Raw genomic sequence first — 25528 nt, forward strand, 5'->3', positions numbered from 1 at the left:
ACGCCGATCGCGAACAGCCAACAACGAAAACAAACAGAGGAGAACGACATGAAACAGATCATCACCGGCATCCTGGCCGGACTGCTCGCAACAACACTTCTGGCAACGACGGCCGCAAAGGCCGCGGACATGGTGTTCACCAGCTGGGGCGGGACGACCCAGGAAGCGCAGACCAAATCCTGGGCCGAACCGTTCACGGCCGCCTCCGGCATCAAGGTCATGCAGGACGGCCCGACCGACTACGGCAAGCTGAAGGCGATGGTCGACAGTGGCAGCGTCAACTGGGATGTCGTCGACGTCGAGATGGATTTCGCCATCAAGGCGGCCAAGGACGGCCTGCTCGAGCCGATCGACTTCACTGCCGTGCCGAAGGCCGACCTCGATCCGCGCTTCACCACCGATCATGCCGTCGGCAGTTTCTACTATTCCTTCGTGCTCGCCTGGAACAAGGGTGCCGTTTCGGGTGAACCGGCCGGCTGGGCCGACATGTTCGACCTGAAGAAATTCCCCGGCAAGCGGACCTTCTACAAATGGTCGGCGCCCGGTGTCATCGAGATCGCCTTGCTGGCCGATGGCGTTCCCGCCGACAAGCTCTATCCGCTCGATCTCGATCGCGCCTTCAAGAAGCTCGACACCATCAAGTCGGACATCGTCTGGTGGGGCGGCGGCGCGGAATCGCAGCAATTGATCGCGTCCGGCGAAGCGACGTTCGGCCAGTTGTGGAACGGCCGTGTCTTCGCGCTGGAGAAGGATGGCGCCGATGTCGGCGTCTCCTGGAACCAGAACCTGACCGCCGCCGACGTCCTGGTGGTGCCGAAGGGTGCCAAGAACAAGGACACGGCGATGAAATTCCTCGCCGCGGCGAGCAGCCCCGCCGGCCAGGCGAAATTTGCCGAGTCCAGTGGTTATGCGCCGATCAACACCAAGGCCAAGGCCGAGATGCCGGCCGATGCCGTCAAATCGCTGCCGGACGCCCATGTCGACGGGCAGATCAATCTCGACATGAACTACTGGGCCGCCAATCGCGACACCATCGCGGCGCGCTGGTATGCCTGGCAGGCGAAGTAAGCCCGCCCCTTGAACAGCAAGGGACGAGATGGCCCGCGCCGTCTCGTCCCATAGCCCGGATCGCTGCCATGTCGGTCGAAACACGTCGGAATCTTGGAACGGTGCGGCTGCCGGCAGGCTTCAATGGCCTGCTGCCGGCCCTGGTCCTGATCGTGCTGTTTTTCGTCGTCCCGGTCCTGGCCCTGCTTTTGCGCAGCGTCACGGAACCCGAGCCCGGCCTGCAGAACTACGCGGCCCTGCTCGGCGACGGCACCTATGCGCGGGTGTTCTTCAACACCTTTCTGGTCGCGTCGGTGGTCACGATCGTCACGGTCCTCGTCGCCTTTCCGGTTGCCTGGATGCTGGCGATCATGCCCTCGGCGCTGGCCTCGGTCGTCTTCGGCGTCATCATCCTGTCGATGTGGACCAATCTCCTGACCCGCACCTATGCCTGGATGGTGCTGCTGCAGCGCACCGGCGTCATCAACCGGACGCTGATTGCCGCAGGGGTCATCGACCAGCCGCTGCCGCTCATCAACAATCTCACCGGCGTCACCATCGGCATGGTCTACATCATGCTGCCCTTCATGATCCTGCCGCTGGTCGGCACGTTGCGGGCGATCGATCCGATGACGCTGCGCGCGGCGGCACTGTGCGGCGCAAGCCCTTTCCAGGCATTCCGCCGCATCCTTGTGCCGCTGTCGCTGCCCGGCGTCGCCGCAGGCGGCCTGATGGTCTTCGTCATGTCGCTCGGTTACTTCGTCACGCCGGCGCTGCTCGGCGGCACATCGAACATGATGCTTGCCGAAATGATCGCGCAGATGATCCAGTCGCTGCTCAACTGGGGGCTCGGCAGCGCCGCCGCCTTCATCCTGCTTGTCGTCACCATGGCGCTCTACGCGCTGCAGTTGCGTCTCGTCGGCGCCAGGCGCATGAGCGGAGGCCTCTGAGATGCTGCTCGACTATGACCGCATGGGCTGGCTGCGGGTTGCGCTGCTCGGCTTCACCGCGCTGGTCGCCGGCTTTCTTCTGTTGCCTGTCGTCTTCATCGTCCTGCTCTCCTTCGGTTCGTCCCGCTGGCTGGCCTTTCCGCCGCCCGGCTGGACGCTCAAATGGTACCAGGAGCTTTTTGCCGATCCGGCCTGGCTCGATGCGGCGCTGACCAGCGCCCGGATTGCCACCATGACGGCGATCCTGGCAGTAGCGATCGGCCTGCTCGCCTCCTTTGCCCTGGTCCGCGGACAGTTTGCCGGGCGCGAGATCCTGCGTGGCCTGCTGCTGACGCCGATGGTGCTGCCCGTCGTCGTGTTCGCCATTGCCATCTATGCCTTCTTCCTTCGCCTTGGTCTCGGCGGCACCACCATCGGCTTCGTCATCGCCCACACCGTACTGGCGCTGCCCTTCGCCATCATCCCGATCGCCACAGCACTTGAAGGCTTCGACAAGTCGATCGAGGACGCGGCAATCGTCTGCGGCGCGAGCCCGCTCGAGGCCAGGCTCAGGATCACCTTGCCGTCGATCCGGATCGGCATCTTCTCCGCCGCGATCTTTTCCTTCCTCGCCTCGTGGGACGAAGTCGTGGTGGCGATCTTCATGGCCAGCCCCAGCTTGCAGACCTTGCCCGTCAAGATATGGGGCAGTTTGCGGTCGGATTTGAGCCCGGTGATCGCCGCCGCCTCCAGTCTGCTCGTCGGGCTGACGCTTGCCCTGATGGTGGTGACGGCGCTGCTGCAGCGAAAGGTCCGCACATGACCCAGCCCTTCCTATCCATCCGCAATCTGCGCAAGGCGTTCGGGACAATCACCGCCGTACATGACGTCACCCTGGAGATACCCAGGGGCGAGTTCCTGACCTTCCTCGGGCCTTCGGGTTCGGGAAAATCGACGACGCTCTACGCGATCGCCGGCTTCCAGGACCCGAGTTCCGGCGATGTGCTGCTGCAAGGAAAGTCACTGCTTTCAGTGCCCTCGCACAAGCGCAACATCGGCATGGTCTTCCAGCGCTACACGCTGTTTCCGCATCTGACGGTGGCCGAGAACGTCGCGTTTCCGCTACGGGTTCGCCGCCGGCCGAAGGCCGAGGTGAAGAAGAAGGTCGCCGACATGCTGGCGCTGGTGCGGCTCGAAAGCTTCGCCACGCGCTTGCCGGGCGCGCTGTCGGGCGGCCAGCAGCAGCGCGTCGCACTGGCCAGGGCGCTGGCCTACGATCCGCCGATCCTTTTGATGGACGAACCACTGTCGGCGCTCGACAAGAAGTTGCGCGAGGAAATCCAGGGCGAGATCCGCCGCATCCATCGCGAGACCGGCGTCACCATCCTCTACGTCACCCACGACCAGGAGGAAGCGCTGCATCTGTCGGACCGGATCGCCCTGTTCCGGGACGGTCGCATTGAGCAGACCGGCAGCGGCGAAGACCTTTATCTGAGGCCGGCGACCGATTTCGTCGCCGGCTTCATCGGCAATTCGAATTTTCTTGCCGCCGAACATCTCGACACCACCGACGGCACGGCAACGATCCGGCTGGCCGACGGCTCTGTCATCTCCGGCGTCAGAGCCAACGGCACGTTTGGCAACGGCCAGAAAACCAGGCTGATGATCCGGCCGGAGGCGTTTGGCATGGAACGGAGCCCGGCGAGCGCAGAGCTCAACGTCGAGATTGTCGATGTCGCCTTCTATGGCGAACGGCGGCGCATCGTCGCGCGCACCGCCGCCGGCGAGGGGGTCGACATCAGGCCGACCTCGGCCGCCATGCCGTCGCAGGATGTGTCGCCCTGCAGCTGGCAGGTGTTTTTCGACCCGGCGGCGGCGTTTCTGTTTCCCGCCTGAGTTTTGCGAGCGAGTTGAGGAACATTCCCCGCAGGTGTCTGATTCAAATTGCCCATGACATGGGCGTGGACGCTTGGATCGAGTCCAAGGCGATCGTTTGCACCAACGCAAAGCGTGCACACCTATCCGAGCTCATGGATCGTCACGCTGGGAATAACGGCCTTGGCGATCTCGCACAGGTGTTGGTGATGCGTGAGGTAGATCACCTGGCCCGCACATGCCATCTGACCAAACAGCTTGAAAACCTCCTCGGATCGGACGTGGTCGAAGGTCTCCATGATATCATCGGCGATAAAGGGCACAGAAGGTCTAAGCCGCGCAAACTCGTAGTAGCCTGCGAGCCTCAGGGCGAGGTAGAGCTGAAACCGAGCGCCCTTCGACAGGGCGTCTGCGACCTTGGACTGCCCGTCGCGTTGCATGGCGATGAGGACTTCACCACCTTTAGCCGGTTGGGTCGCCAAGCCCGTGTATTGACAGCGTGTGATGAGCGCGAAGGCATCCGATGCCCGCACCATCATCCCGGAACGATGTTGCTCACGATAGACCCTCAGGGCGTTTGAGGCCGACATTGCTCCCAATTTCAGCTCGATATACCGAACCGCCTTCTCCTCGATTTCCAGAAGCACGGTGCGACGCTCCGCGTCTATTCGGGCAACCGCGCTGTCGCCGCCAATGGCATCCAGCTTGTCGGCCGCGCGGGTCCGCCGGATGAGCTGGTGCTGTATCAGTTCGTCAAGATCGCCAAGCCGCCGCTCGCTGTCGGCCTTCTCGATCGCAAGGATATGCGAATCGAGGCCATCCAGGATCGAATGGGCCTGCTCGATCGTGTCCACCGTGAGTTCAGCCAACAGCTGTTCCTCGAGATCGGTGACGGTGGCACGCAAGCGGTCCCTTTCCTTGAGCAGCTCGTCGCGCTCAACGACTTGCGCCAAGGTGGCCACGCCGAAGGCGCCCAAAACATCTCGCTTGCGTCGTTCATGAACCGCGACTTCCAGATCGAGAGCGTCACGAACATCTTGCAGGCGCTGCAGGTCATTGAGGAGACTCAGCTTTGCCTCACGGGCGCGATCGGCGCGCTCCAGGCGCTCGGCAAGCCTGATGGCCAACTGTTCCGGGTCCTCGTCGTTCGCCGGTTCAGCCATTAGTGCCGCGGCAGCGGTAATCTCCTCGATGAAAATGCTTCTGTCTGCCTCCATCTTCGCAATACGCAGCCGCATGGCGTCCCGGTCCTGAATAGCCTTTGACAGCTCAGCCAACTGATCGAGTACGCCGCCGACGCCAGGCACGGAAATCCCTCTTTCCAGCCAGGTTCCCTTGAGTGCTTCGGTGACGTCGGCCACCCATTCCTCCTCGCGCCTTTCCGCCACCTCCAGGGCGCGTCGCCTGACTGCCAGTTCTTCCTCCCTCGCGCTTACGGTCCTCACCGCCTCCGCGCGTTCGGCGTCCACCTTGGCTTGCCTGTCGAGAAACCGTTCCGCGACGGCCACCATGACTTCCAGCCTCTCGTTCGGCTGTATCCCGACGCTTTCGAGGGCCGCGCTCACCTCAAGGCGTATGAGATTCCCGTCGTCAGTTGCCCGCTCAAGCTTCTTGCGCGCGACCAGGATCTCGTCCCAGGCCGAGAGTGCATCGGCGCGGGCGGAACTACGCTCCTCGATCAGCCCGATCAAAAGCTCAAGCGAGGGTTCCTGGCATGCGCCAAGCAAGTCTGTCGCTGCGGCGATGATTTCCGAGACTGCCGCTTCCCCACTGGAGGCGAACTGCCCTAGTTGATCAGCCGTGCGCGTGATGACAGCGGCGCTCTCAGCAAGGCTACGTTGTGTTGTTCGGATTTCAGCGAGTTCGCGCGCATGGACCAGACGTATCGCTGCAACACCGTCGTCACGAGCCAACGCCGCCTCGAAAATGTCTGCCGTCTCGGCGAGCAGCTTTTCTCGATGTCCTTTCCAAGCCTCGTCCCTCTTGCGTCGGACAGCCATTGCCGCTTCATCATCCGCCACATCGACCGAGGACCGGATGGTTTCCAATCGTGCCAGCAGCGAAGCATGCGTTTGTTCCTGCTCCGCCAGACGTTGGGAAAGGATGGCTTTGTTCCTCTGGTGCTCTGCCGAAAGTGTCTTCCAGGCCGCGATCTTGCTGGCGCTCGGAACTGACATCGCACAGAGCGTCTCGGCGTTCCCCTCCCACGGCTTCAGTCGCCGGATCGCCGCCTGCCAACGATTTTGACTTGCGTCTTCCGCCTCACAAGCCGCCTTAATCTCGCTCAGATGCCCGCTTCCTCTCGCCTTGGACAGCGCCGACGTCAGCCTTGCCCGGGCAGGCTCAGGCACAGCCCGTTCTTCACCGACCCGTTGCCTTGCCGTGTGAAGCGCATCCAGGGCTGCCGCGGATTCATCGCGGGCGACGCGGACGCTGGTGGTTATTCCTGATCGCTGTTCGAGCATATTGCGAACAGACCCGACAATGGCAGCGGGCAGGAGAAGCGAGGCCGGCTCCTGTTCCGTGGATTTCCCCAGAGCGGCAAGGCAATTCGCCACGGCGTTGTCGAGGATTTGAAGCTCCATCCTGCGGGTAGGCAGGTCCAGGCCAGCAGACACATATCGTGCCTTGCGATCGGCCAGTGCGCGAACCTGTTCGGAGATTGCGAGGATCGCCTCATCCACGGCGATCGCCGCGATCCTCGCCCTTAGTCTCTCCATTTCGTCGTCGTTTGCCAATTGGCGCGTTCGCAGGCTGGCGTCCTGATCGATCATTTCGGCGACACTCCCCGTCCAGGTCCGGGGCGGCGAAGCCAGGTCAGGCAATTCGGCAAGCCGAGCGGCCCTCCGCTGCGTATCGGCCGCGAGGGGAGCCGCGCGCAGATACTTCGCGATTGTCTCCAGTCGAGCCAACAGCACCGATCGTTCGGCTACGCTTCGATCGTATTTTTCCGCGGCCTCGACACGTTCCGCCTCCAAGGTTTCGAAAGTGGAGGCCAACGTGTCGATTTCATCCTTGCGGGATTTCAGTTCGGCAAACCGCTTTTTGAGCAGCGCAAGTTCGGTTCCGTGTGCCTGCTTGCGATAGAGGCTGTCTGCTTCCGCCTCGAGCGCGCTCAGGATGTCACTTGCGTGCCCCAGTCCGGCGCTGGCCGCAAAAAGCAGCTTGCCGAGGTCTCCGCGCGATTCCAGGATCGATTTTCCGCCTGCTTCCAGCGTCTCGTCGTCCAGTGAGAACATGGTGCTGTAGGCCTCGCGCGACAGGCCTGCCAGATGTGCCGATATCGCCACTTCACTTGCCGGCTGGCCGGCCGCATCGTGCAGCGAGTTGCTGCGTTGTTTCGTACGCGAGAAGGTCCGTTCTTCGCCGGCGAGTTCGAGCACGCCGCCGACGCGCATGGCGCTATACTCATGCAGGAAATTGTAGCGGCTGCGTTCCTCAATGCCAAACAGCAGGTCCAGATAACCGGAAAGTGCCGTCGATTTTCCAGCCTCGTTCAAGCCGAACACAATGTGCAGATCGGGTCCGGACTCCGGCTTTGGCCCGAAGTCGAGCGCCCTGTCGGTAAACTTCCCGTAGCGAATGAGGTCGAGGCGCCGTAGTCTCATTGCTGCCCGCCTGCCTTGAGGCGGGCCGTGACCAGACCGGCACCACGGGCGAGAGCCCCGTCGAGGAACACGTCCAGCGCGGCTTCGTCCTTTCCGGCAAAGTCGCGCGCGTCCGGCGGAAGATCCGCGATGGTTTTCAAAACCAGGGCTTTGGCTTCCGCTCGGAAAGCTTCCGACCTGGCAACGGTGTGCATGGATTGCGCGAGCTCCAGAACCGGATCGGCGACGCCGTCGGATGCCTCACTGTTAGGCGTTGACAGGTCCAGCTCGAGCTTCTCGATCCACGCATCACCCACCTGGTCGGCAGCCTGTTCAGCCTCCCCGAGCAGCAGATCCCTGTCGCGGATTATTTTCCAGGACAGCGGCGACGTACCGGTCAGGCCGAGGCGGACCACAGCATGGCGGGATCGAACGGCGGCCCGGGTTTGCTCCAGCGCGGACCGGATCCGTCCGACGGCCTCGGGCCATTCCAGCGTCCCGGTTAGATCAACATTCATCCGCTCGAATTGCGCGACACTGGTCAGCCTCTCTTCAATCGTGACGGTCCGGTCATCGCTTATCGTTACCAGGCTGACGGATTTCTCTCCAGCCTCATTGATGTCCCTGCCTTGTGGCATTCCCGGCATCACCACCGTGCTCGCGCCGGGATGGACTTTCCGAACATGAATGTGCCCCAGCGCCCAATAGTCGAAACCGTGGCCGTGCAAGTCGGCAACGCTGCAGGGGGCGTAGACGTCATGACCGGGGGATCCTGCCAGACTGGTGTGCATGATCCCGACATTGACCGCCCCTTCGCGGGGAGCCGTATATTTGGGCAGCAGGCACTCTGGCGCCTTTGGGTTTGCGAAGCTCAAGCCATGGACCATGACGTCCAGACCTCCGGCTGATTGCAGCACCGGTTGGGCACGGCCACCGAAGATCGTCACGGTATCGGGAAACACGAGCTGTTTCGTAATCCGCGACATGGCGTCGTGATTTCCTCGGATCATGAAGACCCTGACACCGGCCTGGTGGAGCCGGGTAATCTGCAACGCCAGAAAGCGTGCCGTTTTCATCGACGTCTGATCGCCGTCGTAAAGATCGCCGGCAATGACGAGGGCATCGACACGCTCGGCAAGGCAAAGGTCGACGATGGAGACAAACGCCTGACGACTGGCGTCTCCCACCAGTTCGGCAAGATCGGGGTTTCGCATCGCCAGCGAGCGCAGCGGCGAGTCGAGATGGATATCGGCCGTATGGATGAAGCGAAATGCCACTGGGCGATCTCCGGTCCCGAACAAGGGATGTGGTTCGACGAGAATTCTTCGGCACCCGGTCTCAGCGGGCTGAGTTCAGGCGACTCTTCATTCAGGCGTTGCTGGCCCGGCTTCGCTACCCCTCATACCCGGTTAGCAAAGCTCAACGGCATTCGGCAACTCTCTTTATGGCCCTGGAACGGCGTGATCGGGCCTTGATGAGTTTCGCCGGGAAATGCTGCGGTCAGCTCACTCCAAAAATTATCTGTACTCTAAACTATCGGACTGAGAGCTTCTTGTTCTGATAAGACATCCAAAAACACGACAAGAGCCTTCTTCAAAGGACAAAAAGCCGCTATTCTCTCAAGGGGGGTGCTGCATCAATGGAATCACACGATAGTTCTCAGTACGCAACAATTGACAGTGCCGCATCCGATATTTCTGCTGCGCCCTGCATCGTTGCCGATGTCGCTCCCAGCTTTACGTATGGGTCCTATCAGAATGCGATACCGGTCATCCGCTCGATACGAATTGAGAACAACTCGACCTTTCATTTTGAAAACTGCCGCGTTGAGTTGACATCGTCACCGTCGTTCCTGCGGCCGAAGACATGGACGGTCGATCGGCTCATCCCTGGTGACAGCCTTCAGTTAAGCGACCGCAAGGTTGAGCTCGATGCCGGTTATCTCGCCGGCTTGAACGAGGCCGAACGCGGTGAGATCACGCTTCGCCTCAGCTCGGGGGGAAAGATTCTCGATGAAAGACGTCTGACAGTCAGACTGCTCGCTCGCGACGAGTGGGGTGGCGTCGCGGACATGGCTCAACTGCTGCCGGCATTCGCCATGCCGAATGATCCGGGCGTGGCGCAGATTCTGCGGGCCGCAGCGGAACGTCTTGCCGCACATGGTCACCCGAGTAGCTTGGACGGATATCAGTCCCAAAGTCCCCAGCGGACATACATGCTGACGGCGGCCATCTATTCGGCGATCGCCGGCATGGGATTGCACTATGCGGAGCCGCCGGCCAGCTTTGAGAGTCGCGGCCAGAAGATCAGGCGTCCGACGACGATCGCGCAGGAGTGCCTCGCGACTTGCCTCGACACCACCCTCCTGTTTGCCGCTGCCCTGGAGGCCGCCGGCTTGCACCCGGTCGTCTTGATGTTCGATGGGCATGCAGCGGTCGGCGTCTGGCTGGCCAAGAGAACCTTCGGCAATGCCATCGAGACGGATCAGATGGAGGTCCGCAAGGCATTGGCGTCCCGCGAATTCATCGCTTTCGAGACAACTGGCGTCACCCATCGACCTGCGCTCACGCTCGACGGCGCGCAAAGTGCGTTGAGCAACCGTCTGGCGGAGGACCAGGCACACGTCTTCGTGGCGGCTATAGACATACGCCGCTCTCGCAGCGGCGGCATAACGCCGCTCGCTTCACACGAGCCGATCCGTCGCAATGTCGTCGAGGATGAGGCCGAGGTCGCCGCCGTTCTACCACTTCCCCCTGCCCCGGCCATTGGCGAACTGCCAGCCGAGACTATCGAGGTAAAGCCGACCAGTGCCGCTGGCCGTATCGAGCGCTGGCAGAAAAAGCTGCTCGACCTGACGCTGCGAAACCGGCTCCTCAATCTCCCGGATTCGAAGAAGACGATCCCGTTTCTGTGCACCGATGTGGCCTATCTGGAGGATCGGCTGGCAAACGGTGTCGCTATCCGTCTCATATCCCTGCCCGAACAGAATCCGTTGGGTGAGCGCGACGAGGTGCTTTACCGCGACGTTCACGGACGCGACCTTCAGCGCGGTTTCGCGGCGGAGGCTCTGCTCAGGGACGAGCTGCCCTCGACGCTGGACGCCCGTCAGTTGGACGCCAGGCTGATCGACCTGCATCGACAGGTCCGTAACGATTTCGCCGAGGGAGGGGCAAATACCTTATTCCTCGCCGTGGGCTTCCTGCGCTGGAAAAAGAAGCCGGACGATGAACGCAGCTATCGGGCACCACTGCTTCTTGTGCCGGCACGGCTTGAGCGCCGCAGTGCGACTTCGCGCTTCACGATCCGCTTCCATGAGGACGAGCCCCGTTTCAACGCAACGCTTCTTCAATTTCTGGAGCGGGACTTTGATCTGCGCCTTCCGCAGTTTGGCGGCGATCTGCCGCTGGACGACAATGGCATTGATGTGCCGCGGGTCCTCACCATGATGCGCCAGGCGGTGCGTGACGTTCCCGGGATGGAGGTGGTCGACGAAACCGCGCTATCAACCTTTTCCTTCGCAAAATTCCTCATGTGGAAGGATCTGGTCGAGCGTACCGAGGCGCTGCGCCAAAACAGGGTCGTGCGCCACCTCATCGACACACCGGAGCAGGCCTTTCAGGCAGCAGATGGACAGTCGCCGTTTCGAGAAGAAAGTGACTTGGATCGCGCCTATGCGCCCTCAAGCATCATAAGCCTTCTGCCGTTGGATTCATCGCAGACGGCCGCAAGTCTCGCGGCTGCCGAGGGCCATGACTTCGTCATCGTGGGCCCCCCGGGAACGGGCAAGAGCCAGACCATCGCAAACATGATCGCCAACTGCCTGGGTGTGGGCAAGACCGTCCTTTTCGTGGCCGAGAAGACGGCCGCTCTCGACGTCGTCTATCGCCGGCTGCGGGAACATGGCCTGGGAAATCACTGTATCGAGCTGCATTCGAACAAGGCCGACCGCAGGCATTTTCTCGCGCAGTTGAAATCGTCCTGGGAGCATGGTGGGCGGGCGGACGCGTCCGAATGGGTCGCCATCAATGAGAGGCTGCGGGTGAGGCGCGACGAATTGAATGCCTATGTCGAGGCGCTTCACCAACGCTACGCAAATGGCTGGACACCCTATCTGGCATTGGGGATCGCCCTTAGATCGGCAGATGAGCCTGCGCCTGTGCTCACATGGCAGGCGCGCGATACGCACGACGCGCAAACACTCTTTGATCTGGAAGAGCTTGCCGCAGAAGTCGGCCTTGTCTTTGCTTCGGTCGACCGCGAGCCGGCACTCGACCTGATCGATGTTGGCGAGTGGAGCATCGGTTGGCAAGAAAACCTGCTTTCCGCGGCGAAATCGCTTCAGACTGCAATCGAACTTTTGATGAGCTCGATCAGGGACTACCTCGCCAGTCTGGGCCTCGGCGCCAAAGAGCCGGTGTCGCACGCAGTACTCAATTGCCTTGCAAGCCTGGCGGAGGTCCTGAGCCAAAGCCGAGGTCGCGACATCTCAATTGCCTTCGACCGGGACTTCGCTCAGTGCAGGACCGCCCTCGTGGATCTGGGACGTTCGATCGAAACCTATCGCGACGCTGAGCGCGGCCTTGCCGCTACCTATGGCGTTGATCGGGTTCGCGAGCTGGATCCCGACGGTCTGGACCGCCAATGGCGCGAAGCGAAGGCATCGTTCTGGCCGAACTCCATGCTTGGCAGGCGCAAGGTCCAGAAGCTTCTGCAGGGTTATGCCGACCTTGGCACCGCAGACCCCGGCCGCGACCTGTCGCCGCTGCAGCGCATGAAGCAGGCTCTCTTCGCCATCGACCAAAACCTGTTGGCTGGGAAGCCGCTACGGCTCGAGGGCCTGGCCACGGATGTCAAGGCAGTGACGGACATCCTGGAACTCGCCCAACGCCTTCGCGGTGCCCTGCGTATTCCCGGGTGCTCACAAGAGGAAATACGATCCGTGTTGCGTTCTGTTGCGCCGAGCCTTCGCGGCACGCTGGAAAATGACAGGGTACGCCAGGCAGGAGACCGGCTTCTCGCTGCCACGAAAAGTCTCGAGGTCGCGCGTCGGGTGTTCGGTGAGATTGCCGGGCGCGACACTCCCGACAGCGGTGACGGCGCCAGTCTTGCTGCACTCAAGACGAAGCTCGGTGCTCTGATAGGCGCGCGAAATCTGTTGCGCGACTGGTCGGCATGGTGTGGGGCCCGGAGCAGGGCAATCCGCCACAACCTTGCCCCTCTGGTCGAGCAGATCGAGACGGGAGCAATCCGCCCCGAGCATGCGCGTTCGGCGTTTCGGGTAGGCTATGCGCGATGGTGGCTCCCGAAGGTCCTTGATGAAGACCTTGTCTTGCGAAACTTCCGCAGGTTTCAACACGAGAACGCCATCAAGGAGTTCCGTGAGATCGACGATCTGGTGCGGTCGCACGCCACGCAGCGTGTCATCAGTTCGATCGCGCATGGCCTGCCGGCAGTCCAGGGTGTCTCTCGCAACTCGGAACTGGGCCTGCTGCGCCACCAGATGGAGCTTCAGCGGCCGAGCCAGTCGATCCGAGACATGATCGGCAAGATGCCGGAGTGCTTTTCCAAGCTTGCGCCCTGCATGTTGATGTCGCCGCTCTCCATTGCCCAGTATCTTCCTTCGAACCAGGCTCTGTTTGACGTGGTGATCTTCGACGAGGCTTCGCAGATTACCACTTGGGACGCGGTCGGCGCCATTGCCAGGGCGCGTCAGACAATCATCGTGGGCGATCCCAAGCAGCTGCCACCGACCAATTTCTTCGGACGCAACGAGGATGAGCAGGAGGTCGCCGACCACGAGAAGGACCTGGAAAGCATCCTGGACGAGGCAAGGGCGTCCGGCATTCCGGTGCGCGACCTGAGGTGGCATTACCGCAGCCGAAGCGAATCCCTGATCGCTTTCTCGAACCATCACTACTATCAGAACCGGCTGGTGACATTTCCGTCGCCAGCGGTCGAGGATCGCGCGGTGCGCCTGCGAAAGGTGCCGAATGGCATCTATGACCGTGGCAAGAGCCGTACGAACCGGATCGAGGCGGAAGCTGTGACGGCTGAAGCGGTCGCGCGGCTGAAGAGCTGGCTAAAACTCCCCGAAATCGGCCGGCCGACGCTTGGCGTGATTACCTTCAATGCCCAGCAACAGTCCTTGATCCTGGATCTGCTTGACGCAGCGCGTCGTGATCACCCGGAGCTCGAATGGTTCTTCGCCGAAGATCGCGTCGAGCCAACGATCGTCAAGAATCTCGAGAACGTGCAAGGCGACGAGAGGGATATCATCCTGTTCTCGATCACATTCTGGAAAGATGCCTCCGGAAAGCCCCCACCAATGGATTTCGGGGCACTGAACCGCGATGGGGGTGAGCGTCGCCTCAACGTCGCCGTGACGCGCGCGCGTCAGGAACTCATCGTCTTCTCCGGTTTCACGGCAGACCAGATCGACCCGGCCAGAAGCAAGGCGCTCGGCGTTCAGCATCTCAAGACGTACCTTGATTATGCCGAGAGAGGCGCTATCGCGCTGCCGGCCCAGGACATTGGCTCTGTCGGAGGTTTCGATTCTCCCTTCGAGGAAGCCGTGGCCACGCAGTTGGAACGAAGAGGATGGGTTGTCGTCCCGCAAGTCGGGATTTCCGGCTTCCGCATCGATCTCGCGATCCAGAACCCGGATTTGGCTGGCGCCTACCTTGCTGGGGTGGAATGCGATGGTGCGACCTATCACCGGTCGTCAACGGCAAGAGATCGCGACAAGATTCGCGAACAAGTGCTGAAGGGGCTGGGCTGGAACATCCTGCGCGTCTGGTCAACGGATTGGTGGTTCGACGCCAACGGATGCGCCGAACGGTTGCACACCAGCCTGGAAACCCTGCTGGAGGAGGGCCGGGCGAAACGCGCGACCGAAGAACCGAAGACTGAGTCTCACTGGGACATGGGGCGCCAGGTCAACCCGATCGACGAGAGTGCCGAGTACCGCTCGACCCCGATCGAGGAGCCTCCACCGCCGCCGACGGTTGCCGAAACCGAACTCGTATCGGTGAACATTCCCGCGGCTTCCAGCCACTCTGAGGGAACCCCACCATCAACGACGACCGGCCAGCATGCCATCGGCGCCGCGGAAGGGCGTTACGCAGTGGCCGATCTCACCGGTTTCCGCGCAGACCCCGAACAGTTCTTCGAATTTGGCTACCGAGCCACGCTGCATGGCATGATAGAAACCGTCATCGAAACTGAAAGTCCATTGCGAACAGATGTCCTCGCCCAACGGATTGCTCGGGTCCATGGTTGGCTCCGCACCGGTGGACGCATCCGCGAGAGGATCGACCTTCATTTGCGGGATCTGGGCAGGACACAAGAGTCGAGCGGCGAGTTCATCTGGAAAAAGGGCAAGGTCTTGGACCTCCTGCCATATCGTCAACCGGTCGATGAGGAAGCGCGACGTTCGATTGCCGATATACCGCTGGCTGAACTTGCCTCGATGGTGATTGGCAACCCCGATCTTCTGGACATGCACGATCCCGCACGCGATCTAGCTCGTCTGCTTGGGGTAGAACGTCTTGCGGCGATCTCACGTGCACGCTTGGACGAGGCAATCGCCAGGGCCAAGCAGCATATCGTTCAGAGCGAATAGGAATGAGCAAACGATGTTATCGGGGGAAGTATGATGGCGGGGGCGCCGATTGATGACGTTATGGAATGGTCGCAGACGCTCTCATCTTGGAAGCAGGATGCCCTTCGCCGACTGGCGATCAGCAATGAGCTTATAGATGCTGACATTGACGCTCTGCTGGCTATGGTCAAGTCCGCGGCCGGCTTCAAACTCGCGGCTGGGCCGCAACCTGCCATACCGTTCACGAAAGCTCATTTTGGAAACGGGGAGCATCAGCCGATCGTCTTGACGCGCATCGCCAATGTCGAGAACGTGAATCGGCTGGTGCCCAAGGCATCTCTCGCCTTCTGCCCCAAGGCTCTGACGATCGTCTATGGCCGAAACGGAAGCGGCAAGAGCGGTTTCGTAAGGATCCTGCGCACAGCTTGTCGTACGCGCGTTGAGAATCCGGTCAAGCTCAAGGTTCTTGCTGACGTCTATGGCGGCACGCCCGGTCCGCAGACGGCCGAAATCGTGGTCAATGCCGGCGATGGTGAGGTGGTAATTCCTTGGTCGCCCGGTAAGGCGGCATCGCCGCAGCTCATGCAGGTTGCGGTCTTCGATACGGCATCCGCACAACTTTACGTCGATGGCGGAAATCAAATCCGCTTTCTACCCTTCGGACTGGCCCTTCCGCATCGGCTGAACGCCATCTGCATCACCCTGAAGGAGAAACTGGAGGCAGAACGGGCGGTAGCAGTCGGCAACAAGGTAGGCCTGACCTCGATCGTTTTCGCCGCTCAGCGCAATTGTAAGGCTCAGCTCTTTGACAAGCAGCTGAACAAGTTGACAACCGACGCCCAGATTGAGTCAGCAACGTCGTTCAGCAATGCCGATGAGCAGCGTATCGAAGAACTCACCGCTGCCCTTTCCGCAGGTGCTGCCGCCGCCGCTGACGTCAATGCGCTTTCGAAATGGACAGACGCCCTCCTGCTCGAATCCGAGGCCGTTGGATCGGCATTCACGGATGACGCGTTGGAAAAACTTCGAAAACTCCGCTCAACAGCAGCTGCGGCACGCCAGGCGGCCACGGTGGCCGCCGGCGCGTTGTTCACCGACGAGCCCCTGTTAGGTGTCGGTGGTGATGCCTGGCGGTCGCTTTGGGCTGCGGCGCGCGACTACTCGGTGACGGAAGCCTACAAAGAGAAGACGTTCCCGGTTCTGATGGCAGATGGTGGGGCCGCGGCATGCGTGTTGTGCCAGCAGTCGCTTTTGCCGGAAGGTGCTGCTCGCATGCAGCGATTTCAGAAGTACATGGACGACATCCTTGATGCCGCGGCCAGGAAGGCGGAGCAAGCGGTCGAAGATGCACTGAGAGGTGTTCACGAGCTGATATGTCTTCGCGCCTCTGACTTTGCCGACCGCATCGAACAGGTCCGAAAGCGCGATGAGGCGCTGGCTGATGCGCTCGCGAACCTCCGGACATCAGCGGTTATACGGCGGGAAGAAGCGCTCGCGAAACAGGGGGGCGAAGAAAACGGGATGGTTCCTCCCCTCGTCGTGCCGATCGACGATCTGAAGGTTTTCGCGCTCAGACTGAAAGCCGAAAAGGATGGGCTGGCGCAGGCTGGCAATAGCGAAGAGCGGGCCAAGCTCGTGGCCGAGAAAGCAGAGCTCGAGGATCGGAAACTCTTGGCGGCCAATAAGTTGCTGCTCACCACCCGGCGGAACTTGCTCGTCGTTGATGATGGCTACACGAAGGCTCTCGCCAACGTTCAGACCCGGGGGATTACGCAGCGCGCGAATGAGCTTGTGGACGCTCATCTGACCACTGCGGTTGTCACACGCTTTGATGCCGAACGCGCACGCTTCGATATCATGCATCTCAACGTCGGTTTGGCACGCAAGAGCGGTCAGACCAAGGCGGAATTCGAGGTTGATCCCAGGACCAAGCTGACCAAGGTGACGTCGGAAATCCTGAGCGAGGGTGAGCAGCGTGCATTGGCTCTTGCTGGGTTCCTCACCGAAGTCGCCTTGACCGACGGTTCAGGACCGATTGTGATAGACGATCCCGTGTCGTCCCTCGATCGCGACAGAAGCGCCAAGGTGGCCGAGCGGATCGCGGAGGAGGCATCTCGGCGACAGGTAGTCGTGTTTACACACGATATTGTCTTCTTTAACGAGCTGTCCCGCGCCGCTGACGAAGTGGGCATCGAGCCTGTGACGGTGGCACTGTTCAGCGACAAGTCTGCCGCTGGCAAAGTGGACACGGCAGGGATGCCGTGGAAGGGGCAAAACGTCGCCAAGCGCATCAGCCGATTGAAAAATGACGCCGCACCACTGCCCAAGCTGCATGCTGCGAGCCCGGCGGAATATGAATATCAGGTGAAGAACCTCTATGGCCGACTGCGCGACACTTATGAGCGCGTGGTGGAGGAAGTGATCTTCCGGGATATCGTGCGACGTGGAACTGATGTCATCCAGACCCAGTTGTTGCGCTACGTTCGCTTTCCTGACGCATTGGCAATCCGATTCCACGAGGGCATGACCCGCGCAAACACTCACAGCCATGACAATCCAGCGGCCGACACGGTAGCCGTTCCGCTTCCCAACGAATTCACCGAGCATATTTCTGAGCTCGAAGCCCTGATTGTTGATCTCAAGGCTGAGAGCGAGGCTGCAGAAGCAGATCGTCCGCAGATGAAACCTAAGAAGTAACGGCCTGCGCTGACGGGGTTCGAACTTGGACTCCGTCACTTCTCAGCGACAATCAACCCCATCGCGTTGCGCTCATGGTGCTTGGGGGAGACTTCTGCCCGCGCGCTGAATTTTCCGCGCTGGGCGCGGATTTTTCGACACGACTTATCCACGCCGAACAGATCATTACATAGGTCACGATCAAGGCTAACCTACTCTCTGCCGGGCGTGTTGTGTTTTCGACGGACGAAGCAGAGCAAGCGTTGGGTGTTACGCACGGCGGTGTCCTCAATCCCCCGAGCGCCTGCAGCGCCGCAAACATCTGCTCAGCCCCAGACAGGATTATACGCGATCTCGCGCAGGCTCCGCTCAGGCAGGTCCCTTCCCTCCACTCCCTCGTCTCCTTCGACGCCTCCACGGGTGCGATGAACCAGTCCGACTCCCGACCTCAGCTCGGACGCAGCTCTGGCATTCCGGCTATCGACCTGGCGGAGCGGCATCGTCTCGCGTACCGACGATGCCTTCGTGACCAAGGAACACAACGGTGGCCTCCGCGAACATCCACCTTTCGAGGCTCATTCCCGCACCCGGCATGGCTCCTGTCTACACTTCAGACTGCGTGTTGCCGCGACGCCCTCACCGGCTTTGGCCGGCTGGGACTTGCCCCCAGAAGCAATATCAGCTCTTTGCCTGACGTACTCCCAGGTTGCGGGGTAGCTTGGCGGCATTGGTCGCCGTGCCTTCCGGGATAGGCCGGGCTGATCGGCGCGCCGGCACTCCGGCCGGTGGAGAAGCTGGGTGAAAGGCTGTTTGGTGCGAGAAGGGCGAAGCCCTCGATTCCCCCTATCGTCGGCATACTAGATTTGCGGCTTAATAACCTGCCCTATCCGTCTTATCCCCTCACGAAGGGAGGTGGGGACACTTGCGTATGTCAGCCGTAGGAACGAACCTTCAGGGTCGGCAGGAAACCATGCCCGACCGGCGCTGACGACGACGCCCTGCCGAGCCATTTCCGTCGCGAGCTCAATATCCGAGATGTGATCAGGCAGCCGCAGCCATAAATGCATGCCTCCAGTGGGTATCTGGAACGCAACGCAATTTCCCAGTTCCACGTGCAAAGCGCCGACAAGCGCGTCACGCCGCTCGATCAGAGCAGCGCGAACTGCACTAAGATGACGTTTCCAGCCTGGCGCGGAGACAACGGCCAAAGCTGCTGCCTGCAACGGACCAGAAACGAAAAAGTCGTCGCTGCCGCGAGCGGATCTCAACCGCGCCAGCGCCGCCCCGCGCGCCATGACGGCCGCGACCCTCAACCCAGGCGCAGCCGATTTGGCGAGAGAGCGGACATAGACAACATGACCATTCCGGTCGCCCGCCGCCAGCGGCGCTGGCGCGATACCTGTGAGGTGGAGATCGCGCGCCCAGTCATCCTCTACGATAAAGGCCCTCGCCTTTGCCGCAATGTCGAGGACAACGGCGCGCCGCTCAGTGGACATGACGATACCGGACGGATTGGAGAAGGTCGGCTGACTATAGAAAACACGCGCTCCCGTTTGCCGGAAGGCGTCCGCCAGCAATTCCGGCCGAACCCCGTGTTCGTCCATTGCCACGGGGACCAGTAAAAGGCCCGCCGCACGGGCAGCCGAAATGGCACCCGTGTAGGTCGGCGTCTCGACAAGAATCGGACGTCCGGGAGGCACCAGCGCCCGAAAAATGGAGGCAATGGCGGCCTGCCCACCGCCATATATGATGACATCGTGGGGGGAGAACACTGCGCCATTTCCGATCTCGCGCGCGAACCACGTTCGCAAAGGTTCCAAGCCCTCGATCGGCAAGCGGTCCCAAAGCTCGGACCGTCCGGCAGCTTGGCGGAGCGCAGTCGCCAGGAGCCCTGACGCCTGAAGGTCGGGCGGCAGATAGCCCATGCTGAGGATGAGGCTGTCAGCCGGGGGCACTCTCAACAACTTGCCCAGGAAGCCGCTATCTCCGCGTGCGGCCCCAAGCGGTGCCGACTGCCACGAAAAATCGGACCCTTCGGATGCACTTTCCGGCGCTTCGCGAACAAAGGTTCCCTGGCCCGGGCGGGGCTCGATGAGGCCTTCACCGACGAGTTGGGCGAAGGCCCGCTCGACCGTCGCCGGGCTGACATGGTGCTCCTTGATCAGCGTCCGCACGGAAGGCAGGCGCGTACCCGGGCGAGCCAAGGCCACCGCATCACGTAGGGATTGAATAACGGAAAGGAGTCTGTTATCTATTTTCATGAGACGTATGGATAACATTACTCGTGAAAAGACGGAAACGCTTTCGACATTAAAGCCCGTCACAGCCGACACGACCCAAAGCCTGCTCGACAGATTGCCGGCCAGCGTCTTTGCCCCCTATCTCGTCACCGCCGTCGCACTTGCCATGGCCTACGGCTCAAGCTTTCTGCTGGCTGATAGCCTGCGCTCGGCTGGGTTTCAAGCATCGACGGCTGGGGCCGTAGTCAGCACAGGCACCGTAGCAACCCTCATAGGTTCCCTGTTCGCAGGACGGTTGGCCGAACGTACGGGCATATTGCCGTTGGTCGCGGTCTCCGCCCTGGTCATGGCGGCCGCCATGGGATGCTTCGCTCTGATCGGAACAGGCGGCCTGCTGCTCGCCTATGCTGGCGGCCTCTTGCTCGGCCTCGGCTGGGCGATCTTCTACATGCTGGCACCGATCCAACTCATCCACTGTCTCAAGCCTTCCGCACGCCTGGAAGCACTGACCCTCTTGTCGGGATCGCAGATGGTCGGCGTCGGCGGATCAGCGCCGCTTGGCCACTTGATCGCCGACCATCTTGGCGGCCCCAGCACTGCTTATGCATTTTATGCCGTCTTCTGCGCGATGGCTGCAGCCTTCGCCATTCTCATACAGAGGCGCTTGAGGGATCAGCCGCAACTGCCGATGGTAGCCGTGGCGTTATCCGTTCGGGCGACCCTGTCCATTCTGCGCGCGAAAACGGTCTTGCCAGTCATTATGATGAGCCTCGCCGCCTGCACATTCGCCGGCCTATCCACGTTTCAGAGCCTTTATGCCGGATCGCGCGGACTAACCCCGGATATCTTCTTCCTGACGTTCACCGTAACGACGGTGGCTTTGCGTTTTTCGGTCGCGTCGATGATTGGGAAACTCCCGCTCGAGCGTCTCGCGCTTGCCTTGTTTGTCACGACGCTTATCGGGATTGGGTTTCTGGTGGTGAACGCGGGAAGCCCGGTCTTGTATGTCCTTGCGACCGTTTTCTTTGCGACAGGCTATGGTCTCACCTATTCGACATTAAATGCGATGGTCGTGAACCTGGCGGGCGAGCGGGGCCTATCGATTCCGGTGGCCTCCCAGGTGTTCACGCTCGGACACTTCGTCGGCGCGTTCGGCTTCCCGTTCTTCGCGGGGAGTTTGATCGCTGCCTATAGCTTCGACGCCGCACTGATGGTGATGGCGGGGCTGGTGGTTACCAACATCGCAATTGCTAGCCGGATACCGTGGAGGCCAAGGATGGAAACCGAGACCATTTCGCGATTCCCCTGAGCTTTCCAGCCATCCCGGCAGTGCACAAACGCACGATACTAAAGAGCGATGAAGAAACTCGATCGTTGAAAGGCGTAATGCATGGAAATGCTCGATCTCATCGGTATCGGCGTCGGTCCGTTCAATCTCAGTCTGGCCGCACTGGCGCAGCCCACGCCACTACGCACTATGTTCTTCGAGAAGGAAGCTGGCTTCACGTGGCACCCCGGGTTGTTGCTTCCCAATAGCCGTCTGCAGGTATCTCCTCTGAAAGACTGCGTAACGCTTGCAGATCCCACCAGCCCATATTCGTTTCTCAATTATCTTTCGGTGCACGGACGGCTTTACAGCTTTATTAACCGGCGGCAAACGACTACGTCGCGCAGCGAGTTCACGCAGTATTATCAGTGGGTGGCACGGCAGTTACCCAATCTCAGGTTTGGCGAAGAGGTCACTGACATCGCCAACATCGAGAAAGGTTACCGCGTGACGACGACCAAGGACCGTTATCTTGCACGCGCAGTTGCGATTGGCGTCGGGATAGTTCCAAAAATCCCAGAATGCGCCAGGCCCTGGCTCGGCAAGGATGTCTACCATGTGGCGAACTATCTGCACCGGTTACCTATCGGTATCGGTGAACGCGTCATGGTCGTCGGTGGCGGTCAGAGCGGGGCGGAGATCATCGAACATCTGCTCGGCAATCCAGCCATCGGCAAGATCACGTGGGTAACGTCGCGTGCGAATCTGTTCACGATGGATGATAGCGCCTTCGTAAACGAATCGTACATGCCGTCCTACAGCCTGCGCTTTCATGCGTTGCCGTTGAAAGAGCGCCGCAGCATCGTCGAAAACGAGAAGCTAACCAGCGATGGCATCTCGTCGGAGCTGAGCAACTGCATCTACAAGATGGTCTATGAACGCAGCGCAAGCGGCAATATCGACGATATCATCCAACTTCTGCCCGCTGTCGTTATGGAAGACCTCTTTCCCGAAGACCTCTCTCCCAATGTGCAATGCTGGCATGCGCTGCTCGCTTCACACAACACAGGCCAGCGGCGCGCCGTGGCGGTTGATCGCATCATCCTCGCCACCGGATTCCAGCCGCGCACTTTGCCTTTTATCGACACGCTGCTGGCCTCTGCCTGCATGGAAGATGGCCTGCCGGTCGTGAGAGACGACTACGCCGTTAAATTTAAGGATAATATCTCTGGCAGCGTCTACTTGCAGAACAGGACTCTCGTCCAGAACGGTTTGCAGAGTGTAAATTTATCGCTGGTTGCTTTTCGAAACAGTCGCATCATTAACAGTATCCTTGGTCAAGAATACTACACATACGTACCGGATCGACATTTCCTTAAGAGCCTGGGCGATCTTTCTGACGAGGAAGCGCAACAGAATCGCACAATTCCACCGCAACGGAATTCATCTGCGCCCGACAGCGTCGCTCCCCGTGCCAGCGTTGCCATTTCAGAGGACCCATAACCTGACCGGCGCTGGAATTAGATTATTCAAGAATATGGTTCTTTCAAATAGGAGGTTCTTCGTATGATAAGTGAAGCAAAAAAAACAAAGTGGCAGGACGATGGATATGTCACGATCGAGAGATTCTTTGATCCTATTGCTATGGAGCGTATCGCTAGTCTTGTGGAAGAAGTCTCCCATTGGGATGTCAGCGACGACAAATGGCTTATGTGGTTTGAGAAGACGACAGACAATAGAAAGATTGTTTCTAAGGTCGAAAACTTTCTCGATTTCAACGATCAGCTACGCGATTTGCTCCTTGCAGATCAGCGTATCAAGTCGGTCGTCGAGACGCTGTTGGAGGAAGATGCACGCAGGCTCAAAGAGTTGCTGATTTTCAAGTATCCCGACAGCGGTGGCTATCGCCCCCATCAGGACATTTACCACATCCCGCACAAGCTGCCTGATCGGATGGTTCATGCAATAGCTGCGATCGGTATCGACGATTCTGGCCCGGACAATGGCGGCCTTTTCTTCAGCCCTGGCAACCACAAGAAAGGGGTATTCCCCATGGATGCCGGTGGTGTGATCGACCCTGAAGTGGCCGAAACGTTCTCATGGGAACCAGTGTCGTGGAAGGCTGGTGACGTCTTCATCTTCGACGACTACGCGCCGCACTACTCGCTACCGAACAAGAGTGACCGTTCCCGGCGAGTAATCTACCTGGTATTCCAGCGAGCATCAACAGGTGGACCGACGCGCGCCGAATATAACGCACTTAAGCGCGCCTATAATCCGCCCGAGAACAAAGTGTCGGACCTCGATAACCTTAAGCTTCCAAACGGCATTTTTTATCGTGAGTGAACTCGCAGAGCGGAGGCGAGACATTGTACATGAAAAAAATTGATCGCTCAGTAATGCGCCCGGAATATGGCGTTCTGGTGTGCCGCTTACTGGAGCATCTTCCGAAGCCCGTTGCGACGGGCTTCGGGACGTCGATTGTGGAGGTAGTGCCGGGCGGGGCGGTAGACCTTCATTCGCACCACGAGCATGAACTGTGGGTACTGATTTCGGGCAGCGGCCTCTTCGAAGCGGATGGACAAACCACGCCAGTCACGGGGACCATGCTGTTCTACATAGCGCCGCATCAGATGCATGCCATCAGAAATACCGACCCCGAAATCAGCCTGAACTTCCTTTCGATGTGGTGGGATTGAAGTGAGCGAGAATCGACAAACCTATTTCGTATGCCCCGCCCCGCCGTGCCCAAACGGTAAATTACATCTTGGCCATATTGGCGGCGTGTACCTTCTTGCCGACATTTTCGTGCGTTACCAGCGCATGATCGGCCATGTGGCCTATCATGTAACCGGCGCGGACGAGCATGGCACCTACACGCTGGTGAAGGCTCGCAAGCTTGGCAGGTCGGTCGATGATGTCGCACAAATGCACATCGACGAAATCCTGCAATGTCTGAGGGCAGTGCATATTGCTCCGGACGTATTTGTCCGGACTTCAAGTGAAGAGCACAAACGACGTAGCCTTGCGATCTACAAGCAGCTCGATGCGGCAGGCTATATCGAGCTGCGGGACGCCGAGCAACTCTATTGCGAGTCGTGTGATGAGTTTGCAGCGGACTCGCTTGCCGTCGGCAAGTGCCCGGCCTGCAACGCCGCGGCCGACAGCAACCTTTGTGAAAACTGCGGCCTTGCAATCCAGCACAGTCTGCTCCGCGATGCGGTGCACACACCGTGCGGCCATGCCCTGACGCTACGTCCGATCCGCCAGGCGCATTTCAACTTCGAGCGGCTTGCCCCGACGCTGGATCGCGCTATCGAAGGCAGTGGATGGCCAGACACCATCAAACACAAGGAAATCGAGTGGCTTCGGACCGAATTGCGGGCCTTGCCTATGTCGCGCCATTTCGACTGCGGAGTGACCCTGGTCGCCCCGGCAGAAGTGGCAGGCCAGACCTTACTGACTTGGTTTGAAGGATTATGGTGCTTCGATACGGGCATAGAACGCATCTGCAAGCAGAATGGCGCCGACTATGATGACACCATGCGCAGCCCTGACACGAAACTCCTGTTCTTCATGGGGCAGGACAACCGCTTTTATTACACAATCGGTGTTACCGCCAGCTTGCTCGCAAGAGGATATGCAATTCCACACAATCATGCGATTCAAGATTATTATAAGCTCGAAGGAGCAAAGTTTTCCACAGGTCGTGACCACGCCATGTGGGCCGACGAGGTGGCGAGAGATATCGATCCGAGCGTGCTGCGCTACTATTTAGCGCGCATTGCCAAAGCATTTGGCAGCGACGACAACGATTTTCAAATCGAAGGGCTGGTGCGGGCGGCAGCTCGGATCCATCTCTTCGAGACCGCTTTGCGCAAACATGCTGGATCCAACGCAAAGCTGACGGTGGACACCCTGAAGCCTGAGCGAGTGCTTGATATTGAACACTATTGCCAAGCCATGCATGAGGCGCGCGTGTGGGCTGCACTCGATGCTATAGATGCTTTCTTTGAAGGCGGGGGCCTTGCAAGGAGCGAGGCCGGGGCTAGCGCCACGGAAATTTCGGTCTTCCTGAGCATGCTACACCCCGTGGTGCCGGTGCTCGCGGCGCGTTACGGCGCGTTCTTTTTTGGCGCCGGATGGCGACCTGGGCTCGATAACTGTGCAGTCTGGCCAAGTGCAGACACGTTGTCAGTGATGGATGCCCCCCTGTTCGGCGAACCCATTCCTGACGCGTTCATTGCTGCTTATGAACAGCGCTTCAGAGCGGCTCCTGCCACCACCTAGCCTCTTCCCTGGAGCAA

Annotated in this window: 14 protein-coding genes; 11 read left to right on the top strand and 3 right to left on the bottom strand. The window is 60.1% G+C overall.

The window, feature by feature from the left end; genetic code table 11:
• Positions 1 to 48: 48 nt before the first annotated feature.
• From A6B35_RS30645 to A6B35_RS30660, 4 genes are all read left to right on the top strand, one after another.
• Positions 49 to 1068, top strand: coding sequence for an ABC transporter substrate-binding protein (locus A6B35_RS30645; RefSeq protein WP_006205507.1), 1020 nt, complete (start codon positions 49 to 51; stop codon positions 1066 to 1068).
• A 68-nt stretch (positions 1069 to 1136) separates the two neighbouring features.
• Complete coding sequence (locus A6B35_RS30650; RefSeq protein ID WP_006205506.1) at positions 1137 to 1997, top strand: ABC transporter permease; 861 nt, start codon at positions 1137 to 1139, stop codon at positions 1995 to 1997.
• Between the two features lies 1 nt (position 1998).
• On the top strand, positions 1999 to 2799 hold the full coding sequence (locus tag A6B35_RS30655) for an ABC transporter permease (RefSeq protein ID WP_006205505.1): 801 nt from the start codon (positions 1999 to 2001) through the stop codon (positions 2797 to 2799).
• The gene (locus tag A6B35_RS30660) at positions 2796 to 3872 is read left to right on the top strand and encodes an ABC transporter ATP-binding protein (protein ID WP_006205504.1); all 1077 of its coding nucleotides are present in this window, start codon (positions 2796 to 2798) and stop codon (positions 3870 to 3872) included. Before A6B35_RS30655 ends, A6B35_RS30660 begins: the two co-directional genes overlap by 4 nt.
• Before the next feature lie 122 nt (positions 3873 to 3994).
• On the opposite strand, the gene A6B35_RS30665 is transcribed toward A6B35_RS30660, so the two are convergent.
• Positions 3995 to 7459 carry an AAA family ATPase gene (locus tag A6B35_RS30665; protein ID WP_006205503.1) on the bottom strand — a complete coding sequence of 1155 codons (3465 nt, stop codon included), beginning with the start codon at positions 7457 to 7459 and terminating at the stop codon, positions 3995 to 3997.
• The gene (locus A6B35_RS30670) at positions 7456 to 8715 is read right to left on the bottom strand and encodes a metallophosphoesterase family protein (RefSeq protein WP_006205502.1); all 1260 of its coding nucleotides are present in this window, start codon (positions 8713 to 8715) and stop codon (positions 7456 to 7458) included. The genes A6B35_RS30665 and A6B35_RS30670 overlap by 4 nt, the downstream gene beginning before the upstream one ends.
• A gap of 362 nt (positions 8716 to 9077) precedes the next feature.
• On the opposite strand from A6B35_RS30670, the gene A6B35_RS30675 reads away from it, so the two are divergent.
• Complete coding sequence (locus A6B35_RS30675; protein ID WP_040583792.1) at positions 9078 to 15059, top strand: DUF3320 domain-containing protein; 5982 nt, start codon at positions 9078 to 9080, stop codon at positions 15057 to 15059.
• A gap of 30 nt (positions 15060 to 15089) precedes the next feature.
• Positions 15090 to 17735, top strand: coding sequence for an AAA family ATPase (locus A6B35_RS30680; RefSeq protein ID WP_006205499.1), 2646 nt, complete (start codon positions 15090 to 15092; stop codon positions 17733 to 17735).
• Between the two features lie 836 nt (positions 17736 to 18571).
• Here A6B35_RS30680 and A6B35_RS30685 read toward each other — a convergent pair.
• Entirely contained in the window at positions 18572 to 19993 is a 1422-nt protein-coding gene (locus tag A6B35_RS30685; protein WP_202799465.1) for an aminotransferase-like domain-containing protein, read from the bottom strand.
• Here A6B35_RS30685 and A6B35_RS30690 point away from each other — a divergent pair.
• From A6B35_RS30690 to A6B35_RS30710, 5 genes are all read left to right on the top strand, one after another.
• Positions 19983 to 21263: an MFS transporter gene (locus A6B35_RS30690; RefSeq protein WP_100084839.1), complete on the top strand. Its 1281-nt coding sequence runs from the start codon at positions 19983 to 19985 to the stop codon at positions 21261 to 21263. The two genes, A6B35_RS30685 and A6B35_RS30690, sit on opposite strands and share 11 nt — an antisense overlap.
• Before the next feature lie 81 nt (positions 21264 to 21344).
• Positions 21345 to 22724 carry a lysine N(6)-hydroxylase/L-ornithine N(5)-oxygenase family protein gene (locus A6B35_RS30695; protein ID WP_006205496.1) on the top strand — a complete coding sequence of 460 codons (1380 nt, stop codon included), beginning with the start codon at positions 21345 to 21347 and terminating at the stop codon, positions 22722 to 22724.
• A 63-nt stretch (positions 22725 to 22787) separates the two neighbouring features.
• Positions 22788 to 23567, top strand: a complete 780-nt coding sequence (locus tag A6B35_RS30700; protein WP_006205495.1) for a phytanoyl-CoA dioxygenase family protein — start codon at positions 22788 to 22790, stop codon at positions 23565 to 23567.
• A gap of 29 nt (positions 23568 to 23596) precedes the next feature.
• Entirely contained in the window at positions 23597 to 23920 is a 324-nt protein-coding gene (locus A6B35_RS30705; RefSeq protein ID WP_244426059.1) for a cupin domain-containing protein, read from the top strand.
• 1 nt (position 23921) lies between these two features.
• Entirely contained in the window at positions 23922 to 25511 is a 1590-nt protein-coding gene (locus A6B35_RS30710; protein ID WP_081482265.1) for a class I tRNA ligase family protein, read from the top strand.
• The last annotated feature ends 17 nt before the right edge of the window (positions 25512 to 25528 follow it).

The organism is Mesorhizobium amorphae CCNWGS0123, assembly GCF_001686985.1.
GTDB lineage: Bacteria > Pseudomonadota > Alphaproteobacteria > Rhizobiales > Rhizobiaceae > Mesorhizobium > Mesorhizobium amorphae.